Origin of the sequence: Acidovorax sp. LjRoot66, from assembly GCF_964253305.1 — a bacterium.
Taxonomy (GTDB): Bacteria; Pseudomonadota; Gammaproteobacteria; order Burkholderiales; family Burkholderiaceae_C; genus Acidovorax.
On record NZ_CAXUQU020000001.1, the window covers coordinates 6,023,667 to 6,040,782 of the forward strand.

The following is a 17,116-nucleotide window of genomic DNA, read 5'->3' on the forward strand; positions in this document are numbered from 1 at the left end:
TGGGGGCTGAAAGAAGGGCCCACTGTCTTGCATTCCACAATCCATGAACAGACGGCAAAATGGCATGCCATTCATTCGATTTCGGAATACCCATGGACACCCTGCGCGCGCTCGCGGCCTTCGTTTACAGCGTGGAGCTGGGCAGCCTCTCGGGCGCGGCGCGCGCCATGGACACCACCCAGCCCACTGTGAGCAAGCTGGTGGCCGGGCTGGAGCAGTCGCTGGGCGTGCGCCTACTGCGCCGCGCCCCGGCGGGGCTGAGCCTGACGGAAGAAGGCCAGCGCTTTCACGAGCATGCGCGGCGCACGCTGGAGGGCTACGACGAGGCGGTGGCCGACGTGCGCCAGCGCAGCACGCAGCCCCGGGGCCTGCTGCGCGTGAGCGCGCCGGTGGCGCTGGGCCAGTGCCGGCTCAACGCCATGGCCAGCGAGTTCCTCGCCACCTACCCCGACATCGCGCTGGAGCTGGTGCTGGACGACCGCTTCATCCACCCGCTGGAGGAGCGCATCGACGTCTCACTGCGCCTGGGCGGCCCCCTGCCGCCGGACCTGACCGCCCGCCACCTGGGCACCTGGCCGCGCGTGCTGGTGGCCTCGCCCGCCTACCTGGCAGCACGCGGCAAGCCGCGCCAGCCGCAGGACCTGCCGGCGCACGACTACCTGCGCTATGCGGCGGGTGACGACGGTGTGCTGCTGCAAGGCCCTGCCGGCACCGTGAGCGTGCCGGTGCACAGCCGCTATCGCGTGAACAACGCCGTGGCCCTGCTCGAGAGCGTGCTGGCCGGCGCCGGCATCTCGCTGCAGCCCACCTGGATGGTGGCCGAACTGCTGGCCGACGGTCGCCTGGTGCGCGTGCTGCCCAAGTACACGGGCCCGGCGCAGCAGGCGCACCTGCTCTACGCGGCCCGCCCCTACCAGCCGCAGCGCGTGCGGGTGATGGTGGAGTTTCTGGCCGAGCGCGTGGCGCGGTTGCCGGGCAAGGCCAAGGCTGCGCCCTAACGAAGTCCCAACCGCGCCAGCTTCTTGATCAAGCCCACGCGCGAGATGCCCAGGCGCCGCGCGGCTTCGGACTGGTTGCCGCCGGCCGACTGGAGGGCATCGCGGACCAACCGGCGCTCCAGCTCGGCCAGCGCTGCATCGAGCGGCCCCAAGCCTTCCAGCGGCGCGGCGGATTCGGTGGCGCCGTGGTCCTCGTCCGCCTCGCCTGCGGCCAGCCGCAGCAGCGGTGCATCGACCTCGCTCTGGTCCTTGAGCAGCAGCGCACCCGCGGCCTCGACCAGGGCCTTGAGCTCGCGCACATTGCCCGGCCACTCGCGCGCTGCCAGCCAGGCCAGGGCATCGCCCGACAGGCCGGCACGGGGCGCCACGCGGTGCAAGAAGCGGGTGGCCAGCAGCGGCACGTCGGCCGGCCGCTCGCTGAGCGCGGGGGTGCGCAGCACCACGCCCTTGAGGCGGTAGTACAGGTCTTCGCGAAAGCTGCCGTCGCGCACCATGGCCTCCAGGTCGCGGTGGGTGGCGGCCACCACGCGCACCTCGGCCTTCTTCTGGCTGCGCCCGCCCACGGGCACGAAAGTGCCCTCCTGCAAAAAGCGCAGCAGCTTGACCTGCATGGGCGGGGGCATTTCGCCCACCTCGTCCAGGAACAGGGTGCCGCCATGGGCCACCTCGACCAGGCCCGGCTGGTCGCGGTAGGCCCCGGTGAAGCTGCCCTTGAGGTGGCCGAAGAGCTCGCTCTCCAGCAGCTCGGCCGACAGCGCGCCGCAGTGGATGGCGACAAAGGCGCTGGCCGACTGCGGACTGCTGGCGTGCAGGGCGCGCGCCACCAGCTCCTTGCCGCTGCCGGTGGGCCCCAGCACCAGCACGCTGACCCGCGTAGGCCCCACGCGCCGCACCATGGCGCGCAGCTGCACGGTGGCATGCGCCTGGCCGGCCAGGCCCATGTCGTCGTCGCCGGCCTGCGCCGCGCGCAGGCTGCGCAGCTCGGCGTCGAGCTTGGCCTTGCGCATGGCGCGTGCAATGACGAATCGCAGCATGTCCGGGTCGATGGGCTTGGTCAGGAAGTCCCAGGCGCCCAGTTCGGCCGCGCGCAGGGCCAGCTCGTGGTCGCCGTGGCCGGACCAGACGATCACCGGCACCCGCGCGAAGCGGGGCACCAGCGCCAGCCCGGCCTCGGGGTCCATCGATGGGGGCATGGCCAGGTCCAGCAGCACCAGATCGGGCGCCGGTTGCGTGGCGAAGGCGGCCAGGGCCTGCTCGGCGTCGCCGGCGACCACCACCTCGTGGCCCAACCCGCGCAAAAAGTTGGCGCCCAGGCGCTGGAAGGCCGGCTCGTCGTCGACCAGCAGGATGCGGCCACGGTCTGCAGCGTCAGGAGGGGTTTGCATCTTTGAGGGGGAAGGTCAGAGTGAAGCAGGTGGTCCACGGCGGCCGCTGTGTGAGCGCCACCGAGCCCCCATGGGCGGCCAGGGTGCGCGCCACGATGGCCAGGCCCAGGCCGGTGCCACCGGAGCTGCGCGAGGCGAAGGGCTCGAACAGCCGGTGGCGGATTTCCTCGGGCACGCCCTGGCCGTCGTCGCAGACATGCAGCAGCACGGCATCGGCGCGCTGCTCGGCGTCGATGTGCACGGCGACCGGGGTGTCGGCACCGGATGCGGCGCGCGCGTTTTCCAGCAGGTTGGTCAGTGCCTGCTCCACGCGCCGCGGGTCGCCGTCGATCAGCAGCGGCGCCTGCAGCGCGGCCCCCAGCGTGCAGTGCGGCAGTCGGCCGGCGGCGGCGCGCACCTGGGCCGCCAGGTCGTAGCGCTGGGGCACCAGCTTCCAGGGCTTGGCGTAGTCCAGCAGGTCGCTGCTCAGGTGGGCGATGCGGCCCACCTGGCCGGCCACTTCGCGGCGCACCTCGGGCGAGGCCGTGGCCACCGCCATGGCGATGATGTTCAGCGGGTTGCGGATGTCGTGCGCCACGGTGGCGGCCAGCGAGCCCAGCTCGGCCAGGCGCGCCTGCAGCTGGCGCTCGCGTTCGCGCGCGGCGATCTGCTCGCCCTGGGCCACGCGCTCGGCGGCATCGGCCACCACCGTGCCGAAAAGCTCGGCCACGCGCCGCGGCCCAGGGGGCGCGGCCTCCCAGCCGTGCAGCGTGATGGTCCAACCCTGGCTGGACGGCGCGCCCAGCAGGCAGGGCACGGCCGCCGGGGGCTGCACGCCCTCGGCGCCCAGCAGCACCCGTACCTCGGTGCCCGTGCGGCGGCTGAGCAGGGTGCTGGCTTCGCTTTCCAGCGCCGCCATGCTGTCGGCCGATTGCAGCGCCTGGCGCCAGGCTTGCAGGTCGCCGGCCGAGACCGCGCCGCCCGGGTACACCAAGCGCTCGGCGAACTGGCGCACCGGCCCATTGAGCGCGATGCAGCTGATGGCCACCACGAAGCCGCCGATCCAGCGCGACTCGATGGGCAACAGCGGCGTCAGCGCCACCACCACGGCCCCCAGCGCCAGCAGCAGGGCCCAGGCCAGTGCGCGGCGCGCCCAGGCGTTGGACACGAAGACGCCATAGCGCAGGATGCCGTAGACCAGGATCACCGGGTAGAGCGGCAGGCCCAGCAGGGGGAAGGGATAGAGCGGCCAATCCAGCACCACGATGCCGTAGCCCGACAGGCAGCCCACACCCCACAGGCAGGACGCGGTGACCGCCGCGATCTGGTTGAAGGCCGGCCGCCGGGCGCGTGCCAGCGCTGTCAGCAGCACGGCGATGCCGCCCAGGCCCAGCAGCACCCAGGCCATGCTGGCGACCATGCCCACGGTGTTGGCGATGGCGATGAGACCCACGTGCTCACGCCAGACCAGCTCGCCCGGCGTCATCAACTGCACGGCCAGGGTGGCCGCCCCCCCCAGCAGGTACGCCGCCACCACGCCCCAGCGCGGCAGCCGCACACCGCAGAACACCACGCAGAAGTGAAAGAAGAAGGCCGACGTCAACGGCGAGAAGCCGATCATCGCCATGGCGATGTCGCCGCTGCCTGGCCCCAGCCAGTTGGGCAGCTCGTTGCCCGCCATCCACAGGGCAATGCCGCTCAAAAAGGCGGCCAGCAGCCGGGCCCCGGCCACCCGGTCGGCCCACCACAGCAGCATGCCGGCCAGGGCCAGGGTTTCGACGATGGAGAAGCCGAGGACGGCGCGGATGAGCATGGGATGAAAAGCGGTGCCGGCGTGGGTGGTGACCTGTTGCCAGCGTTGACAACACAGCCTGCGCGCACTGTAAACGAAGTATGCAGGCCGTTGGCGAAAAGTCCAATGAATCAACGACTTGCAGTGGTGTGAAGGGCTGGCCCGGTTTTCGCAAAAGAGGGATCAAGCAGCCCCACAGGAAACCCGCCATGCCCTCCACCTCCCTGACCTCCTTCGCCCCCGCGGCCCACGCCGCCCGCCATCTCGACCTGTCCGACTACGTGGGCGCCGCGGGCTGGGCCCGCTTGCCGGCGGCCGTGCGGCGGCGCTTCGGAGCCGGCCACCCGGACGTGGACTACACGGGCCGCATGGACCTGCGCTGCTCGGGCATCGGCCGCATCTACGCCTGCCTGTCGCGCGCCTTCGGCAGCCCGCTCACCGGCCTGCAGGCCCGGGGCCTGGCGGCCACCGTGCGGGTGCGGGGCAATGGCCAGGGCGGGGTGGTGTGGGAGCGGCTGTTCGGCGATGCCGCCAATGGCGCCGCCGGCGCGGCCACCGTGCGCTCGACCAAGGAACCCGGCATGGGTGGCCCCGGCGGCCAACTGACCGAGCGCACGGACGGTGGCCTGGCCATGGCCCTGGATGTCTTCGAAGAGGACGGCGCCCTGGTCTTCCAGAGCCGCCGCTTCTTCCTGGCGCTGGGCCCGCTGCGCATCCCGGTGCCGCAATGGCTGTCACCCGGGCAGTGCCGCGTGACCCACACCGACCTGGGCGGGGGCGACTTCCGCTTCACCCTCTCCATGCAACACCCGCTGTGGGGCGAGACCTTCCACCAGTCGGGCATCTTTGCCGATCCCCTCCAAGTCGAATGACCACCATGCAGGCCGTTTTCATCCTCCTGTCCTTCCAGTCGGTGCTGGGCGCCTTCGACAACCTCTGGCACCACGAATGGCAGGCCCGCCTGCCCCAGCGCGTGTCAGCCCGCCGCGAACTGGCGCTGCACGCGGCGCGCGAGGCGCTGTACGGCCTGGTCTTCCTGGGCCTGGCCTGGTTCGAATGGCGCGGCGCCATGGCGGGGCTGCTGGCCCTCATCCTGGCTGCGGAAGTGCTGGTCACCCTGGCCGACTTTCTGGAAGAAGACCGAACGCGCCGGCTGCCGCCGCTCGAACGCCTGCTGCACACGGTGCTGACCATCAGCTATGGGGGCTTCGTGGCACTCATGGTGCCGGTGCTGCATGATTGGGCCTCCATGAACACCGCATTGCACTTTCGCCCGCATGGCTGGGTCTCCTGGCTTTTCACGCTGTATGGCCTGGGCGTTCTCGCCTGGAGCGTGCGCAATGTACGCGCCGTGCGTCGGCTGGGGCAGTCAGCCGCGCGGCAGGAGCCGTCGCCCGCCCCCATGGCGGACACATCGCCCCGGGGGCCTACGGTGCTGGTCACCGGCGCCACCGGCTTTGTGGGCAGTGCCCTGGTGCGGCAGTTGCAGGCCGATGGCCGGCGCGTCATCGCCTTGTCGCGCGACGCGCGGCAGGCGCAAGCCCTGCTCGGCCAAGGCGTGTGGGTGGTGGAGCACCTGGACCAGATCCCCAGCGAGACCCGCATCCATGCCGTGGTCCACCTTGCCGGCGCGCGGGTGGTGGGCCGGCCCTGGACGGCGGCACGGCGGCGTGAGCTGCTGGACAGCCGGGTGAAGGTGGCGCAGGCCCTCGTGCAGCTGATGCGGCGGCTGCAGCAGGTGCCCGAGGTGCTGGTCAGCGCATCGGCGGTGGGTTACTACGGTGCGGCCAATCTTGTGTCTGCCGAGGCACTCGCCGAGGATGGCCCGCCCCAGCCTGGCCAGTTCCAGTCCGACCTGTGCGTGGCCATCGAGCACGAGGCCCGGCGCGCGGAGGCGCTGGGCGTGCGCGTGGTCCGGCTGCGCCTGGGCGTGGTGCTCGGCAGGGGCGATGGGGCCTACCCCATGCTGGCTCTGGCGGCCCGGTTTGGCATGGGCTCCGTGCTCGGCTCCGGGCGGCAACCGGCCCCGTGGATCCACCTCGACGATGCGCTGGGGCTGATCCGCTTCGGCTTGGAACACCAGGCGCTGCAGGGTGCCGTCAACGCCGTGGCGCCGGACACCCCATCGCAGGAGGGCTTCAGCCGCGCCCTCGCGCAGTCCTTCGGCCGCAGGGTTTTCCTGCGCATGCCCGGGGCGCCCCTGCGCTGGCTGATGGGGGAAATGTCCACGCTGCTGCTGGACGGGCAGAACCTGGTGCCCCGGGCCGCGCTGCAGGCCGGCTACCGGTTCCAGCACCCGACCCTGGCCGGGGCGCTGCGCGACCTGGCTGGTTGAAGGCGAACTCAGGCGCGGGCTGCGCGTGCACGGCCGCGCTGGTTCGACACCACGACATTGTCCTTGGCCAGGGCATGCCCATCGCGCACCGCCGCCAGCCAGCCCTCGGTGCTGGCCACCGCCGCGAAATTGCTCTGGAAGACGACGCTGAAGACCCGGTGGATCTCCTCGGCGCTGGCATAACCGGCCGCGTTCTCGTACGGCAGCGCACCCGTGGCATCGGAGAGGAACTCCACCGCCAGCCCGCGGTGCATGGCCTCGAAGACGGTGGACGCATCGCAGTTGTGCGTCATGTAGCCGGCGATGCTCAGCGTGTCGATGCCGTTGTCGGCGATCCACTGCGCCAGGTCGGTGCCCGTGAACGCGCTGGGCGTAGCCTTGGTGATGAGGTGGTCGCGGTGGCGGCGCGCCACTTCGGGGTGCAGTTGGCCGTTGTGGGCATCGGCCTGGAACACCGGTGCGCCCTTGGGCGCATGGTGCTGCACCACCACCACCTTGATGCCGGCGGCATGCGCGGCATCCATGGCGCGCAGGACGTTGGGCAGGCTTTGCGCCACGGGCGGGTATTCGATGGGCAGCAGGCCACCCTCGAAGTATTCGTTCTGGACATCGATGACGATCAGGGCGCGGCGGGGTGCGGTGGACATGGTCGGTGTTTCCATTGGGGTTGCGATGGAGTGGATCTTAGGCAGCGGCGCCCTTTGCCGATACCGGCCCGAACGCCAATCATCGATAGAATCGGGCCATGATCGCCCCCCAGCCCGAAACTGTCGCCGTGGTCGCCTTCGACGGCATCAGCCCGTTCCACCTTTCGGTGCCGTGCCTGGTCTTCGGCGAGGACCGCGACGAGGACCGCAGCCACCGCTTCGCGCTCTCGGTCTGCGCCGCAACGCCCGGCGCGCTGCGCACCAACGCGGGCTTTGCGATCCATGTCGCGCATGGGCTCGAGATACTGCGCCGGGCGCAGATCATCGTCGTACCCTCGTGGTTCGACGACACGCGCGCTGCACCACCGGAGCTGCTGGACGCGCTGCGCAAAGCCCACCGCCGCGGCGCCACCATCGTGGGCCTGTGCCTGGGGGCCTTCGTGCTGGCCGAGGCAGGCCTGCTGGAGGGGCGCACGGCCACCACCCACTGGCAACTGGCCGGGCGATTTGCCGAGCGCTACCGGCAGGTGGTGCTGCAGCCCGAGGTGCTGTACGTGGACCACGGCGACGTGCTCACATCCGCAGGCACCGCAGCCGGCATCGACTGCTGCCTGCACCTGCTGCGTGTGCGCCACGGTGCGGATGCGGCCAACCGAGCTGCCCGCCGCATGGTCGTGGCCCCGCACCGCCAGGGTGGCCAGGCACAGTACATCGAGACCCCCGTGCGCGCCGCGCCCGAGCGCGACCGCCTGGGCCCCGTGGTCGACTGGATGCTGCAGAACCTGCAGCAGCCGCAAGACCTGGATGCCCTGGCCCAGCGCGCCCTCATGAGCCGCCGGAGCTTCACGCGCAACTTCCGCGAGGCCATGGGCACCACCGTGGGCCAGTGGCTGCTGCACCAGCGCCTGGCCCTGGCCCAGCGCCTGCTGGAGACGACTGAGGAATCCATCGACGCGGTGGCCGACAAAGCGGGCTTCGGCACCCCAGCCTCGCTGCGCCAGCATTTCGCGGCCAACCTCCAGGTGTCGCCGCTGGGGTACCGCAGGCAGTTCCGCACGGTCTGAGGGTGGGGAGCCGCGGAGACGGCTCGCAGCGAGCGCCTTCAGCCTGGTTCACCACAATCGTCAGGCCTCGGCTCCTACAGGTGACACGAATCGACCCGCCTAGACTCATCGGCAAGTGCAAGGGTCCCGATCAAGGGACAGCCAGTACCTGACCCCAGCCCAGAGACGGTCAGGGCATCGGAATCCCTGCCAAAGCACCCAGAAAAAGCAGGGGGAACTTCGGCCTTAGCACTCACTCCAAGAGAGTGCTAATATCATGCCCTAGAGGAAAGGATTCCCGGAATGAACATTCAATCTGGAACCGCTACGACGACTTTGGCGCCTGCAAACCCGTGGGCGCTGGTGCCCCCACTGGGCAACCTGGACGCCTATATTTCGGCCGTCAACCGCCTGCCGCTGCTCACCCACGAGGAAGAGCAGTCGTATGCACGCGCGCTCAAGGACAACAACGATCTGGACGCCGCCGGCCGGCTGGTGATGTCGCACCTGCGCCTGGTGGTTTCCATCTCGCGCCAGTATCTGGGCTATGGCCTGCCGCACGGCGACCTGATCCAGGAAGGCAACGTGGGCCTGATGAAAGCCGTCAAGCGCTTCGATCCCGACCAGGGCGTGCGGCTGGTGAGCTACGCCATGCACTGGATCAAGGCCGAGATCCACGAGTACATCCTCAAGAACTGGCGCATGGTCAAGGTGGCGACCACCAAGGCCCAGCGCAAGCTGTTCTTCAATCTGCGGTCCATGAAGCAGGGTTTCAAGGCCGACGCGGCAGCCGCCGACGCTGCGACGCACCGCGACACCCTCTCCGAGAGCGAAATCGACTCGGTGGCGCAGCAGCTGAACGTCAAGCGCGAGGAAGTCATCGAGATGGAAACCCGCATGTCGGGCGGCGACGTGCTGCTCGACCCGGCCCCTTCGGATGACGGCGAGCAGGCCTTCGGCCCCATCGCCTACCTGGCCGATGCCGCGCACGAACCCACGGCCATGATCGAGTCGCGCCAGCGCGATTCCCTGGCCACCGATGGCATCGCCACCGCCCTGTCCAGCCTGGACGAGCGCAGCCGCCGCATCGTGGAAGAGCGCTGGCTCAAGGTGAACGACGATGGTTCGGGCGGCATGACGCTGCACGAACTGGCAGCCGTGTACGGCGTGAGCGCCGAGCGCATCCGCCAGATCGAGGTCGCCGCGATGAAGAAGATGAAGAAGACGCTGGCCGAATACGCATAAGCAGCGCCACGCTTTGGCACAGAGGCCGCGTTAACATCGCTGCTTCGCGGCTGAAGTACCTTCGAGAAAGGGCCCCGTCGGGGCCCTTTTCTTTTGCCCTTCCGCCTCCGGACGATAAATTCCAAGGAGATGCTCTTGTCACGCCCTGTTGTTCCCCGCCGTGCCGCGCTTGCGCTCGCGCTCGCTGCCCTGTCGTCGCCCTGGGCCATTGCCCAACAGACCCCGCAAAAAGCCCCGGCAGCCAAACCTGTCGGCGCCGCGCCAGCAGCAGCGGCAGCCCCCCTGGCCTGGCCGACCAAGCCGGTGCGCATCATCGTCGGCTTCCCGGCCGGCTCGTCGCCCGACCTCACGGCGCGCACCATCGCCGAGCCCCTGTCCAAGGCGCTGGGCCAACCGGTGATCGTCGAGAACAAGGTGGGTGCGGGTGGCAACATCGGCGCCGACGCCGTGGCCAAGGCGCGCGACGACCACACCATCGGCCTGATGATCAACGGCAACATGACCATCGCCAAGATGCTCAACCCCGCCGTGCCCTACGACCCCATCAAGGACCTGGCACCGTTGAGCCTGATCGGCACCTCGCCCCTGGTGCTGACCGCGCCCGTGAGCCAGCCAGGCGTATCGGCCACGGCCGATGCGCGCGAGTTCTTCGTGGCCGCGCGCAACGGCGGCGACAAGTGGAGCTATGGCACCCCCGGCGTGGGCACCGTGGGCCACATCGGCACCGAACTGCTCAAGTCGCGCAGCAACATCAACCCCGTGCACGTGCCCTACCCTGGCTACCCCCAGGTGGCCACGGCCATGCTGGGTGGCCAGCTGCAGATGGCGCTGCTGCCGCCGGCCCTGGCCCAGGCCCAGATCAAGGCGGGCAAGCTGCGCGCCATTGGCGTCACCTCCGCCGGCCGCAGCCCGCTGGTGCCCGACGTGCCCAGCCTGGCAGAGGCCGGCATCACCAACTACAACCTCGAGATCTGGAACGCCTTCGCCGCCCCGGTCACCATGCCCAAGCCCATCCAGGCCAAAGTCGCCGCCCTCATCAGCGACATCGCCCGCAGCCCCGACGTGCGCAGCAAGCTGTTCCAGCAGGGCTGGCAGGTGGTGGGCACCTCGCCCGAGGGCCTGGCCAACCGCATCAAGGCGGACACCAACCTGCTGGGCGGCGTGATCGCCATGCGCGGGATCAAGGCGGAATAAGCCCACCGGCCCCAACGGCCCTCCCCACGCCTGCAACAGCGACGGAGGGCTTTTTTGTGGGTGCGTTCAGGCGGCGCTCAGCAGCGCGCGCACATCCTCGGTCAGGGCCTGGGCGCCGCTGCCATAGCGGCTGTAGATGCGCAGGCGCCCGGCCGGGTCGTAGATGTAGCTGCCGGCCGAATGGTCCATGCTGTAGCTGGTGGGGGTCTTGCCCTCGACCTTCTTGTAGTAGATCTTGAAGTCCTTGGCCACGGCGGCCAGTTGTTCGGGCGTGCCGCGCAGCGCGAGGAAGGTGGGGTCGAAGTTGGCCATGTAGGCCTTGAGCACCTCGGGGGTGTCGCGGTCCGGGTCCACGGTGACGAAAATGCCCTGCAGGCGCTCGCCGTCCTTGCCCAGGGCTTTCTTGACCTCGGCCAGCTCTTGCATGGAGGTCGGACAGACGTCGGGGCACTGGGTGAAACCGAAGAACACCACCACCACCTTGCCCGCAAAGTCCTTGAGGCTGCGCGCCTGGCCGTTGTGGTCGGTCAGCGGCAGGTCGCGGGCGTAGTCGGCGCCGGTGACGTCCACGCCACGGAACTCCAGCTTCTTTTCGGAGCAGGCAACCAGCAGCGCACTGCCGGCGAGCGCGGCTGCGCCCATGGCGATCATTCGGAGAGCATGTCGTTTGTGCATGGTGTGGCCGTTCAAAGCACGTAGTGGTCCACCAGCAGCGCGGCGAACAGCACGCTCAGGTGGATGAGGGAGAAGCGGAAGGTCTTGCGCGCCAGCGCATCCGAGTAGTTGCGCCACAGCGCAAAGCCATAGCCGCAGAAGCCCGCAGAGAGCACCACCGCCGCCACCAGGTAGATCCACGAGCTCATGCCGTAGATAAAGGGCATCAGGCAGCCGGCGAAGAGGATCAGCGTGTACAGGAAGACCTGCAGCCGCGTGAACTCGTTGCCGTGCGTCACGGGCAGCATGGGCAGGCCGGACTTGCGGTAGTCCTCGACCCGGTACAGCGCCAGCGCCCAGAAGTGCGGCGGCGTCCACAAAAAGATGATGAGGAACAGGATCAGCGCCTCGGGGCCCACGTCGCCCGTCATCGACGACCAGCCCAGCACCGGTGGCATGGCGCCCGAGGCGCCGCCGATCACGATGTTCTGTGGCGTGAGCGGCTTGAGGATGACGGTGTAGACCACGGCGTAGCCGACGAAGGTGGCGAAGGTGAGCCACATGGTCAGCGGGTTCACGGCAAAGTACAGCAGGGCCGAGCCGGCGCCGCACAGCACGGCCGAGAACAGCAGGGTCTGCGAATTGGACAACTCGCCCTTGGCGGTGGGACGCCAGGCCGTGCGCTTCATCTTGGCGTCGATGCCTTGCTCGACGATGCAGTTGAATGCGGCCGCAGCACCGGCCACCAGCCACACGCCCACGCAGGCGATCACCATCAGGCCGAACTGCGGCCCGGTGGGCATGCCGGGCACGGCCAGCACCATGCCGATGAGCGCGCAGAACACGATGAGCTGCACCACGCGCGGCTTGGTGAGGGCATAGAACTGGGCCACGCGCGAGGGCGGCGAGGAAAGGGCGGGGGCGACACTCATGCGGACACTCTTCTCGATGCGCGCGAAGGCGCTGGGGATTCTTCGTCTTGCGGTGCGGTGGCCGCGCGGCTGGCTGCCAGCGCCCAGGTCAGCACCACCACCATGGCGGCTGCACCGCCGGTGTGCAGCACGGCGGCCAGCAGGGGCCAGCCGAGCACGACATTGGACAGGCCGGTGGCCAGTTGCCCCAGCGCCAGCGCCAGCAGCCAGCCCGCCTGTACCGGCAGCACTGCGGCCTTGCGCAGGCGCCACACCAGCGCCAGCAGCGCGGCCAGCACCACATAGGCCATCAGCCGGTGTACGTAGTGGATGGCGGTGAGACCGGCAAAGCTGATGTGGCTGCCGTCCTGCAGCAGGCCCAGCTTGCGCCAGACCTGGAAGCCCTGGGCAAAGTCCATGGCCGGCCACCAGCTGTCCTGGCAGGTGGGGAAGCTGGTGCAGGCCAGCACCGCGTAGTTGGTGCTCACCCAGCCGCCCAGCACAATCTGCACGGCCACCAGCACGGTGGCCCACACCAGGCCCTGGCGCAGTGCGGGCGCGATGCGCTCCGCCACTCTGCCCTGCGCCCAGTGGGCATGGCGCACGGCCTGCACGCACAGCAGGGCCAGCAGCACCAGGCCGCCGATGAGGTGCAGCGTGACGATGGCCGGGAAGAGCTTCATGGTGACCGTGAGCGCCCCGAACGCGCCCTGCAGGCACACCCAGAACAGCGTGAAGGTGGGCCACCAGGGGCTGATGGGTGGCTCGGCCACGCCCTGGCGCCTGGCACGGCGGCGCTGCACCCAGGAGGAGACGGTGATCACGATGATGAGCACGCCCACGCCCGTGGCCAGGTAGCGGTGCACCATCTCCACCCAGGCCTTGCCGTGGGTGACCGGGCCCGTGGGCATGGCGCTCTGCGCGGCCGCGATGTCGGCGTGCGCGCCCACCGGGCTGGCGCTGCCGTAGCAACCCGGCCAGTCGGGGCAGCCCAGGCCCGAATCGGTGAGCCGCGTGAAGGCGCCGAACAGCACCAGGTCGAAGGTGAGGAACAGTGTGAGCACGGTGAGCGCCTGCAGGCGCTTGAGGGGCGTGCTGTTGCGGTTGCGCAGCCAGACCCAGACCAGCGGGCCGAGCGCGATCAGCACGCCCAGCAGCATGAGCCGGGCCAACGGTGCCAGGTCGTACAGGGGCTGGGCGTCGGTCATGGCTTGGCGGGCCGGCCGGCCTCGTCCCACGAGGAGGACGCACGCAGCAGGCGATCCAGGTCGCGCTTGGCCTTGGCCGCGCCGCTGCGGTCCATCGCGGCGGGAAAGCGCATCATCCAGTTGCCCATGGGGTCGACCACGTAGAGGTGGTCCGCCAGCGCATGGCCTTCGGCGGGGGTTAGCCAGGCGGCCACGCCCTCGGGGGGCAGGCGCAGCACGGTGGCCTGCTGCAGGGCCGGGGCCAGCAGGGGGGGCGGCAGGGCGGCATCGTTGACGAGCCAGATCCACTCCACGCGGTCCTTCTCTCGGCCCAGGGTTTCGCGCAGCTGGCGCTGCAGGTACAGGTGCTTCTGGCAGGCGTCGTTGCAGTCGCCGCCGGCCACGCTCACCAGCAGCCACTGGCCCTTGAGCGAGGCCAGGGGCATTTGCTTGCCGTCCAGCGCGGTGCCTACCAGGTCGGGCATGGGGCGCTGGGGGTTGACCAGTTCGCCGTAGACACGGCGGCCCTCGGGCCGGATCACGTAGTAGGTAAAGTACGAGGCGACCACGGGCGCCGCGCAGATGAGCAGCACGCCCAGCATCTTCAGGCGGCCATGGCGGGTGCGCTGGCTGCCGGCCACGGCATCGCCCGCCTCGGGCAGGCTGTGCACCGTAAGGCCCAGCGGGTGGGCCCCGCCGTTGCTGTGCTGCTCAGGTGCCTGGCTGGCTGCGTGGGCGAATGAAGCGTCGGACGATTTGGAACCAGACATAGAGAAGTGCAATCAGGCCGCAGAGCCCGAACCATTGAAATGCGTAACCGTAATGTTTGTCGACGCCCGCGCCGATGGCGGGCCAGTCGCGCGACAGCCCCTCACCGGCATCCCCGGTCTGCAAGACCGTGAGGGGCGCCAGTGTCAGACCCGTCTCTGCCCGAAAGGCAGCCAGGTCGAGATTTTGCCGGATGCGGGAAGACCCCTTGGCACTATCGCCGCCCTCGAACTCGTACAGGCGCGACGGTGGAAGCGCCACGCGGCCGGTGACCTGCACTGTGCCAGCAGGCGTCTGCACCGGTGGAAGCTGCATGCGGTCCTGGAAATTGCGTGGCGCCCAGCCGCGCTGCACCAGCACCACGGCATTGGAATCGGCCAGTTGCAGGGGCGTGAGCACGAAGAAACCGGGCCGCCCCTGCATCTGCCGGTTGTCCAGGTACACCGTGTGCTGGGGCAGCCACCGGCCCTGCAGCACCACGGAGCGGTGCACCAGCGACTGCTCGGCCTCGGGCCCGGCCGAGGCCAGCAGGGTGCGGCCGTCGATGGCCGGCTGGCGCGTGCGCTCGTCGATGCGGGCCTGCAGCGCCTCCTTCTCGGCGGCGCGCGACAGCTGCCAGCGCCCGAGCGAGGCCGTGGCCAGCATGGAGGCCAGGGCCGCGATCAGAATCAGCCAGAAAAGCGGGCCCAGGGCGCGTCGCGTGCTTGTCACAGGATAATGTGCTCCATGAAATACCTCGTTGTGCTGGCCTTCATCGCCATTCTGGCCAGCCTGGCCTCGGCCCTGTTCTTCATGATGCGCGGCGGCGAGGATGCCGGCGCCGACAAGGCCAAAGGCAACCGCATGGCGTGGGCGCTGGCCCTGCGGGTGGGGCTGTCCATCGTACTGTTCCTGTGCATTCTGGTGGCCTGGCAACTGGGCTACATCCAGCCCACCGGGCTGCCTGCCAGCACACGCTGATCCGATCAGCGCAGCCGGCACAAAAAAAGCGCCTCGCGGCGCTTTTTTTCGTTGGTGCCGGACATTACATCCAGTAGACCAGGACGTACAGGCCGAGCCAGACCACGTCCACGAAGTGCCAGTACCAGGCAGCGCCTTCAAAGCCGAAGTGCTTTTCGGGGGTGAAGTGGCCCTTTTGCAGGCGCAGCGTGATGAACAGCAGCATCAACATGCCCAGGAACACGTGGAAGCCGTGAAAGCCGGTCAGCATGAAGAAGGTGGAGCCGAACACGCCCGAGTTGAGCTTCAGGTTCAGGTCGGTGTACAGGTGGTAGTACTCATAACCCTGCACGCACAGGAAGACGAAACCCAGCAGTACCGTGGCCCACATGAAGGCGATGGTCTTGCCGCGGTGGTTTTCGCGCAGAGCATGGTGGGCGATGGTCAGCGTCACGCCCGAGGTCAGCAGCAGCGCGGTGTTGATGGTGGGCAGCCAGAAGGGGCCCACGGTCTGGAAGGGCTCGACGATGCCGGCGGGCGATGCCGTCACGCCAGCGGCCAGGCTGGGCCACACGGCCTTGAAGTCGGGCCACAGCAGCGCGTTGTCCAGGCTACCGAGGGCCGGCACGGAGTGCGCGCGCGCCCACCACAGGGCCGAGAAGAAGGCGCCGAAGAACATCACTTCGGAGAAGATGAACCAGCTCATGCTCCAGCGGTACGAGAGGTCGATCTTGTGACCGTACAGGCCACCCTGGCTCTCGCGGATGGCGTCGCCGAACCACTGGTACAGCACGAACAGCCACCAGACCATGCCCAGCAGCAGGGAGTACTTGCCCCAGTCGTGGCCATTGATCCACTGGCCCGCGCCCAGGATCACGAAGAACAGGCCGATGGCCGCCATCACCGGGTGGCGCGACTCGGCGGGCACGTAGTAGTACGGGGTCGTTCCGTGGGTCGATGCACTCATTTCAGCTCCTGAATCTCAAAATCTTTTGTTATCGTAATCGCGGGAACACTGGGCTGGCGGCGTCAGACGATGACGTTCACCAGCGTGATCAATGAAATCACCAGCAGGAACACCGCCACCAGCCCGACCACGATGATGTGCACCGGGTTGAGCTTCTCGACGTCCTGTGCATATTCGCTGCCCTTGCGCAGGCCGATGAACGACCAGGCCACCGCGCGGATGGTGCGCAGCAGCGAACCCTTGCGCTGCACCGGCGAGGGTGCCACGGGCGCAGCGGGATGCGGGACAGGCTTGTCAGTCATGATCCGGCTCCTTCGACGGCGGCAGGGTGCTGCAGCGCAGGCGCTGCAGCCGTGGACTCCGGCGCTGCGGGCGTCTTGCCACCCACCTCGAAGAAGGTGTAGGACAGCGTGATCGTCGTGACGTCCTTAGACAGGCGCGGGTCGATCACGAAGGCCACGGGCCATTGCTTCTTCTCGCCGGGCTCCAGAATGTACTGGTTGAAGCAGAAGCACTCCAGCTTGTTGAAGTGCGCTGCCGCCTGGCGGGGTGCGTAGCTGGGGATGGCCTGGGCGGCCATGCGGCGGTTCTGCACGTTCTGGAACTCGTACATCACCGTCGTCAGCTCGCCAGGGTGCACCTGCACCGAGCGCTGGGCGGGCTTGAAGTCCCAGGGGCCGCGTGCATTGGCGTCGAACTCGACGGTGATGGTGCGGCTTTTGTCCACCTGCGTGTTGGCGGGCACCTTCACGTCCTTGCCGGCCACGCCGTTGCCGGGCACCTGGCGCTCTGACAGCGACAGGATGTTGATCCCCGTCATCTCGCAGATGTGCTTGTAGATCGGGATCAGCACGTAGCCGAAGGCGAACATGCCGGCCGCGATCACGACCAGCTTGCCCACCATCTTGGCGTTCTCGCGGCGCAGGTTCATGGCATGGGGCCCTGTGTCTTCTCTTCAGCGGGACGACAGGAGGACCATCTTGACCATGAACCCGATGAAGAACACCGCAGCCACGGACGCCAGGATCAAGCCCAGGCGCAGGTTGCTCTTCTTCTGTTCGGGGGTCATGGG

General features: G+C 69.0%; 19 protein-coding genes. 7 read left to right on the forward strand and 12 right to left on the reverse strand.

Annotation, left to right across the window (positions count from 1 at the left end; genetic code table 11):
- Nucleotides 1–92 precede the first annotated feature (92 nt).
- Nucleotides 93–998: a LysR substrate-binding domain-containing protein gene (locus ACSQ3Y_RS28155; protein WP_436179554.1), complete on the forward strand. Its 906-nt coding sequence runs from the start codon at nt 93–95 to the stop codon at nt 996–998.
- Here the strand turns inward: ACSQ3Y_RS28155 and ACSQ3Y_RS28160 are convergent.
- Both ACSQ3Y_RS28160 and ACSQ3Y_RS28165 read right to left on the reverse strand, forming a co-directional pair.
- Nucleotides 995–2,383, reverse strand: a complete 1,389-nt coding sequence (locus tag ACSQ3Y_RS28160) for a sigma-54-dependent transcriptional regulator (RefSeq protein WP_436179555.1) — start codon at nt 2,381–2,383, stop codon at nt 995–997. The genes ACSQ3Y_RS28155 and ACSQ3Y_RS28160 overlap by 4 nt on opposite strands.
- A complete protein-coding gene (locus ACSQ3Y_RS28165; protein ID WP_436179556.1) occupies nt 2,367–4,175 on the reverse strand; it encodes a sensor histidine kinase in 1,809 nt (602 codons plus the stop codon). The genes ACSQ3Y_RS28160 and ACSQ3Y_RS28165 overlap by 17 nt, the downstream gene beginning before the upstream one ends.
- Before the next feature lie 188 nt (nt 4,176–4,363).
- On the opposite strand from ACSQ3Y_RS28165, the gene ACSQ3Y_RS28170 reads away from it, so the two are divergent.
- Together ACSQ3Y_RS28170 and ACSQ3Y_RS28175 are read left to right on the forward strand one after the other, a co-directional pair.
- The gene (locus tag ACSQ3Y_RS28170) at nt 4,364–5,026 is read left to right on the forward strand and encodes a DUF4166 domain-containing protein (RefSeq protein WP_436179557.1); all 663 of its coding nucleotides are present in this window, start codon (nt 4,364–4,366) and stop codon (nt 5,024–5,026) included.
- A gap of 5 nt (nt 5,027–5,031) precedes the next feature.
- The gene (locus ACSQ3Y_RS28175; protein ID WP_436179558.1) at nt 5,032–6,489 is read left to right on the forward strand and encodes a TIGR01777 family oxidoreductase; all 1,458 of its coding nucleotides are present in this window, start codon (nt 5,032–5,034) and stop codon (nt 6,487–6,489) included.
- A gap of 8 nt (nt 6,490–6,497) precedes the next feature.
- Here ACSQ3Y_RS28175 and ACSQ3Y_RS28180 read toward each other — a convergent pair whose 3' ends face one another.
- Nucleotides 6,498–7,136, reverse strand: coding sequence for a cysteine hydrolase family protein (locus ACSQ3Y_RS28180; RefSeq protein WP_436179559.1), 639 nt, complete (start codon nt 7,134–7,136; stop codon nt 6,498–6,500).
- Between the two features lie 98 nt (nt 7,137–7,234).
- Between ACSQ3Y_RS28180 and ACSQ3Y_RS28185 the strand changes: the two genes are divergently transcribed.
- The 3 genes from ACSQ3Y_RS28185 (at nt 7,235) to ACSQ3Y_RS28195 (ending at nt 10,618) form a co-directional block, all read left to right on the forward strand.
- Nucleotides 7,235–8,200, forward strand: coding sequence for a GlxA family transcriptional regulator (locus ACSQ3Y_RS28185; RefSeq protein WP_436179560.1), 966 nt, complete (start codon nt 7,235–7,237; stop codon nt 8,198–8,200).
- 282 nt (nt 8,201–8,482) lie between these two features.
- Nucleotides 8,483–9,424 carry an RNA polymerase sigma factor RpoH gene (gene rpoH, locus ACSQ3Y_RS28190; protein ID WP_057201846.1) on the forward strand — a complete coding sequence of 314 codons (942 nt, stop codon included), beginning with the start codon at nt 8,483–8,485 and terminating at the stop codon, nt 9,422–9,424.
- A 129-nt stretch (nt 9,425–9,553) separates the two neighbouring features.
- Entirely contained in the window at nt 9,554–10,618 is a 1,065-nt protein-coding gene (locus ACSQ3Y_RS28195) for a Bug family tripartite tricarboxylate transporter substrate binding protein (RefSeq protein WP_436179561.1), read from the forward strand.
- 66 nt (nt 10,619–10,684) lie between these two features.
- Here the strand turns inward: ACSQ3Y_RS28195 and ACSQ3Y_RS28200 are convergent, their stop codons facing one another.
- Genes ACSQ3Y_RS28200 through ACSQ3Y_RS28220 form a run of 5 tightly spaced genes read right to left on the reverse strand, consistent with a single transcriptional unit; the run spans nt 10,685 to nt 14,849 of the window.
- Complete coding sequence (locus ACSQ3Y_RS28200) at nt 10,685–11,293, reverse strand: SCO family protein (protein WP_436179562.1); 609 nt, start codon at nt 11,291–11,293, stop codon at nt 10,685–10,687.
- Nucleotides 11,294–11,304: 11 nt separating this feature from the next.
- Nucleotides 11,305–12,204 (reverse strand): heme o synthase, encoded by a 900-nt coding sequence (gene cyoE, locus ACSQ3Y_RS28205; RefSeq protein ID WP_436179563.1) that lies wholly within the window; start codon nt 12,202–12,204, stop codon nt 11,305–11,307.
- A complete protein-coding gene (locus ACSQ3Y_RS28210; RefSeq protein WP_436179564.1) occupies nt 12,201–13,391 on the reverse strand; it encodes a COX15/CtaA family protein in 1,191 nt (396 codons plus the stop codon). The genes cyoE and ACSQ3Y_RS28210 overlap by 4 nt, the downstream gene beginning before the upstream one ends.
- Nucleotides 13,388–14,140: a hypothetical protein gene (locus ACSQ3Y_RS28215; protein ID WP_436179565.1), complete on the reverse strand. Its 753-nt coding sequence runs from the start codon at nt 14,138–14,140 to the stop codon at nt 13,388–13,390. Before ACSQ3Y_RS28215 ends, ACSQ3Y_RS28210 begins: the two co-directional genes overlap by 4 nt.
- Nucleotides 14,082–14,849 (reverse strand): SURF1 family protein, encoded by a 768-nt coding sequence (locus ACSQ3Y_RS28220; RefSeq protein WP_436179566.1) that lies wholly within the window; start codon nt 14,847–14,849, stop codon nt 14,082–14,084. The genes ACSQ3Y_RS28215 and ACSQ3Y_RS28220 overlap by 59 nt, the downstream gene beginning before the upstream one ends.
- A 15-nt stretch (nt 14,850–14,864) precedes the next feature.
- Here ACSQ3Y_RS28220 and ACSQ3Y_RS28225 point away from each other — a divergent pair, with 15 nt between their 5' ends.
- Entirely contained in the window at nt 14,865–15,098 is a 234-nt protein-coding gene (locus tag ACSQ3Y_RS28225) for a twin transmembrane helix small protein (RefSeq protein WP_305742597.1), read from the forward strand.
- A 64-nt stretch (nt 15,099–15,162) separates the two neighbouring features.
- On the opposite strand, the gene ACSQ3Y_RS28230 is transcribed toward ACSQ3Y_RS28225, so the two are convergent.
- The 4 genes from ACSQ3Y_RS28230 to ACSQ3Y_RS28245 all read right to left on the reverse strand — a co-directional run bounded on the left by ACSQ3Y_RS28230 (nt 15,163) and on the right by ACSQ3Y_RS28245 (nt 17,113).
- Entirely contained in the window at nt 15,163–16,044 is an 882-nt protein-coding gene (locus ACSQ3Y_RS28230; RefSeq protein WP_179683597.1) for a cytochrome c oxidase subunit 3, read from the reverse strand.
- Nucleotides 16,045–16,106: 62 nt separating this feature from the next.
- Complete coding sequence (locus ACSQ3Y_RS28235; protein WP_305742596.1) at nt 16,107–16,346, reverse strand: DUF2970 domain-containing protein; 240 nt, start codon at nt 16,344–16,346, stop codon at nt 16,107–16,109.
- On the reverse strand, nt 16,343–16,975 hold the full coding sequence (locus tag ACSQ3Y_RS28240; protein ID WP_305742595.1) for a cytochrome c oxidase assembly protein: 633 nt from the start codon (nt 16,973–16,975) through the stop codon (nt 16,343–16,345). Before ACSQ3Y_RS28240 ends, ACSQ3Y_RS28235 begins: the two co-directional genes overlap by 4 nt.
- A 24-nt stretch (nt 16,976–16,999) precedes the next feature.
- Nucleotides 17,000–17,113: a cytochrome oxidase small assembly protein gene (locus ACSQ3Y_RS28245; RefSeq protein WP_218885856.1), complete on the reverse strand. Its 114-nt coding sequence runs from the start codon at nt 17,111–17,113 to the stop codon at nt 17,000–17,002.
- Between the last annotated feature and the right edge of the window lie 3 nt (nt 17,114–17,116).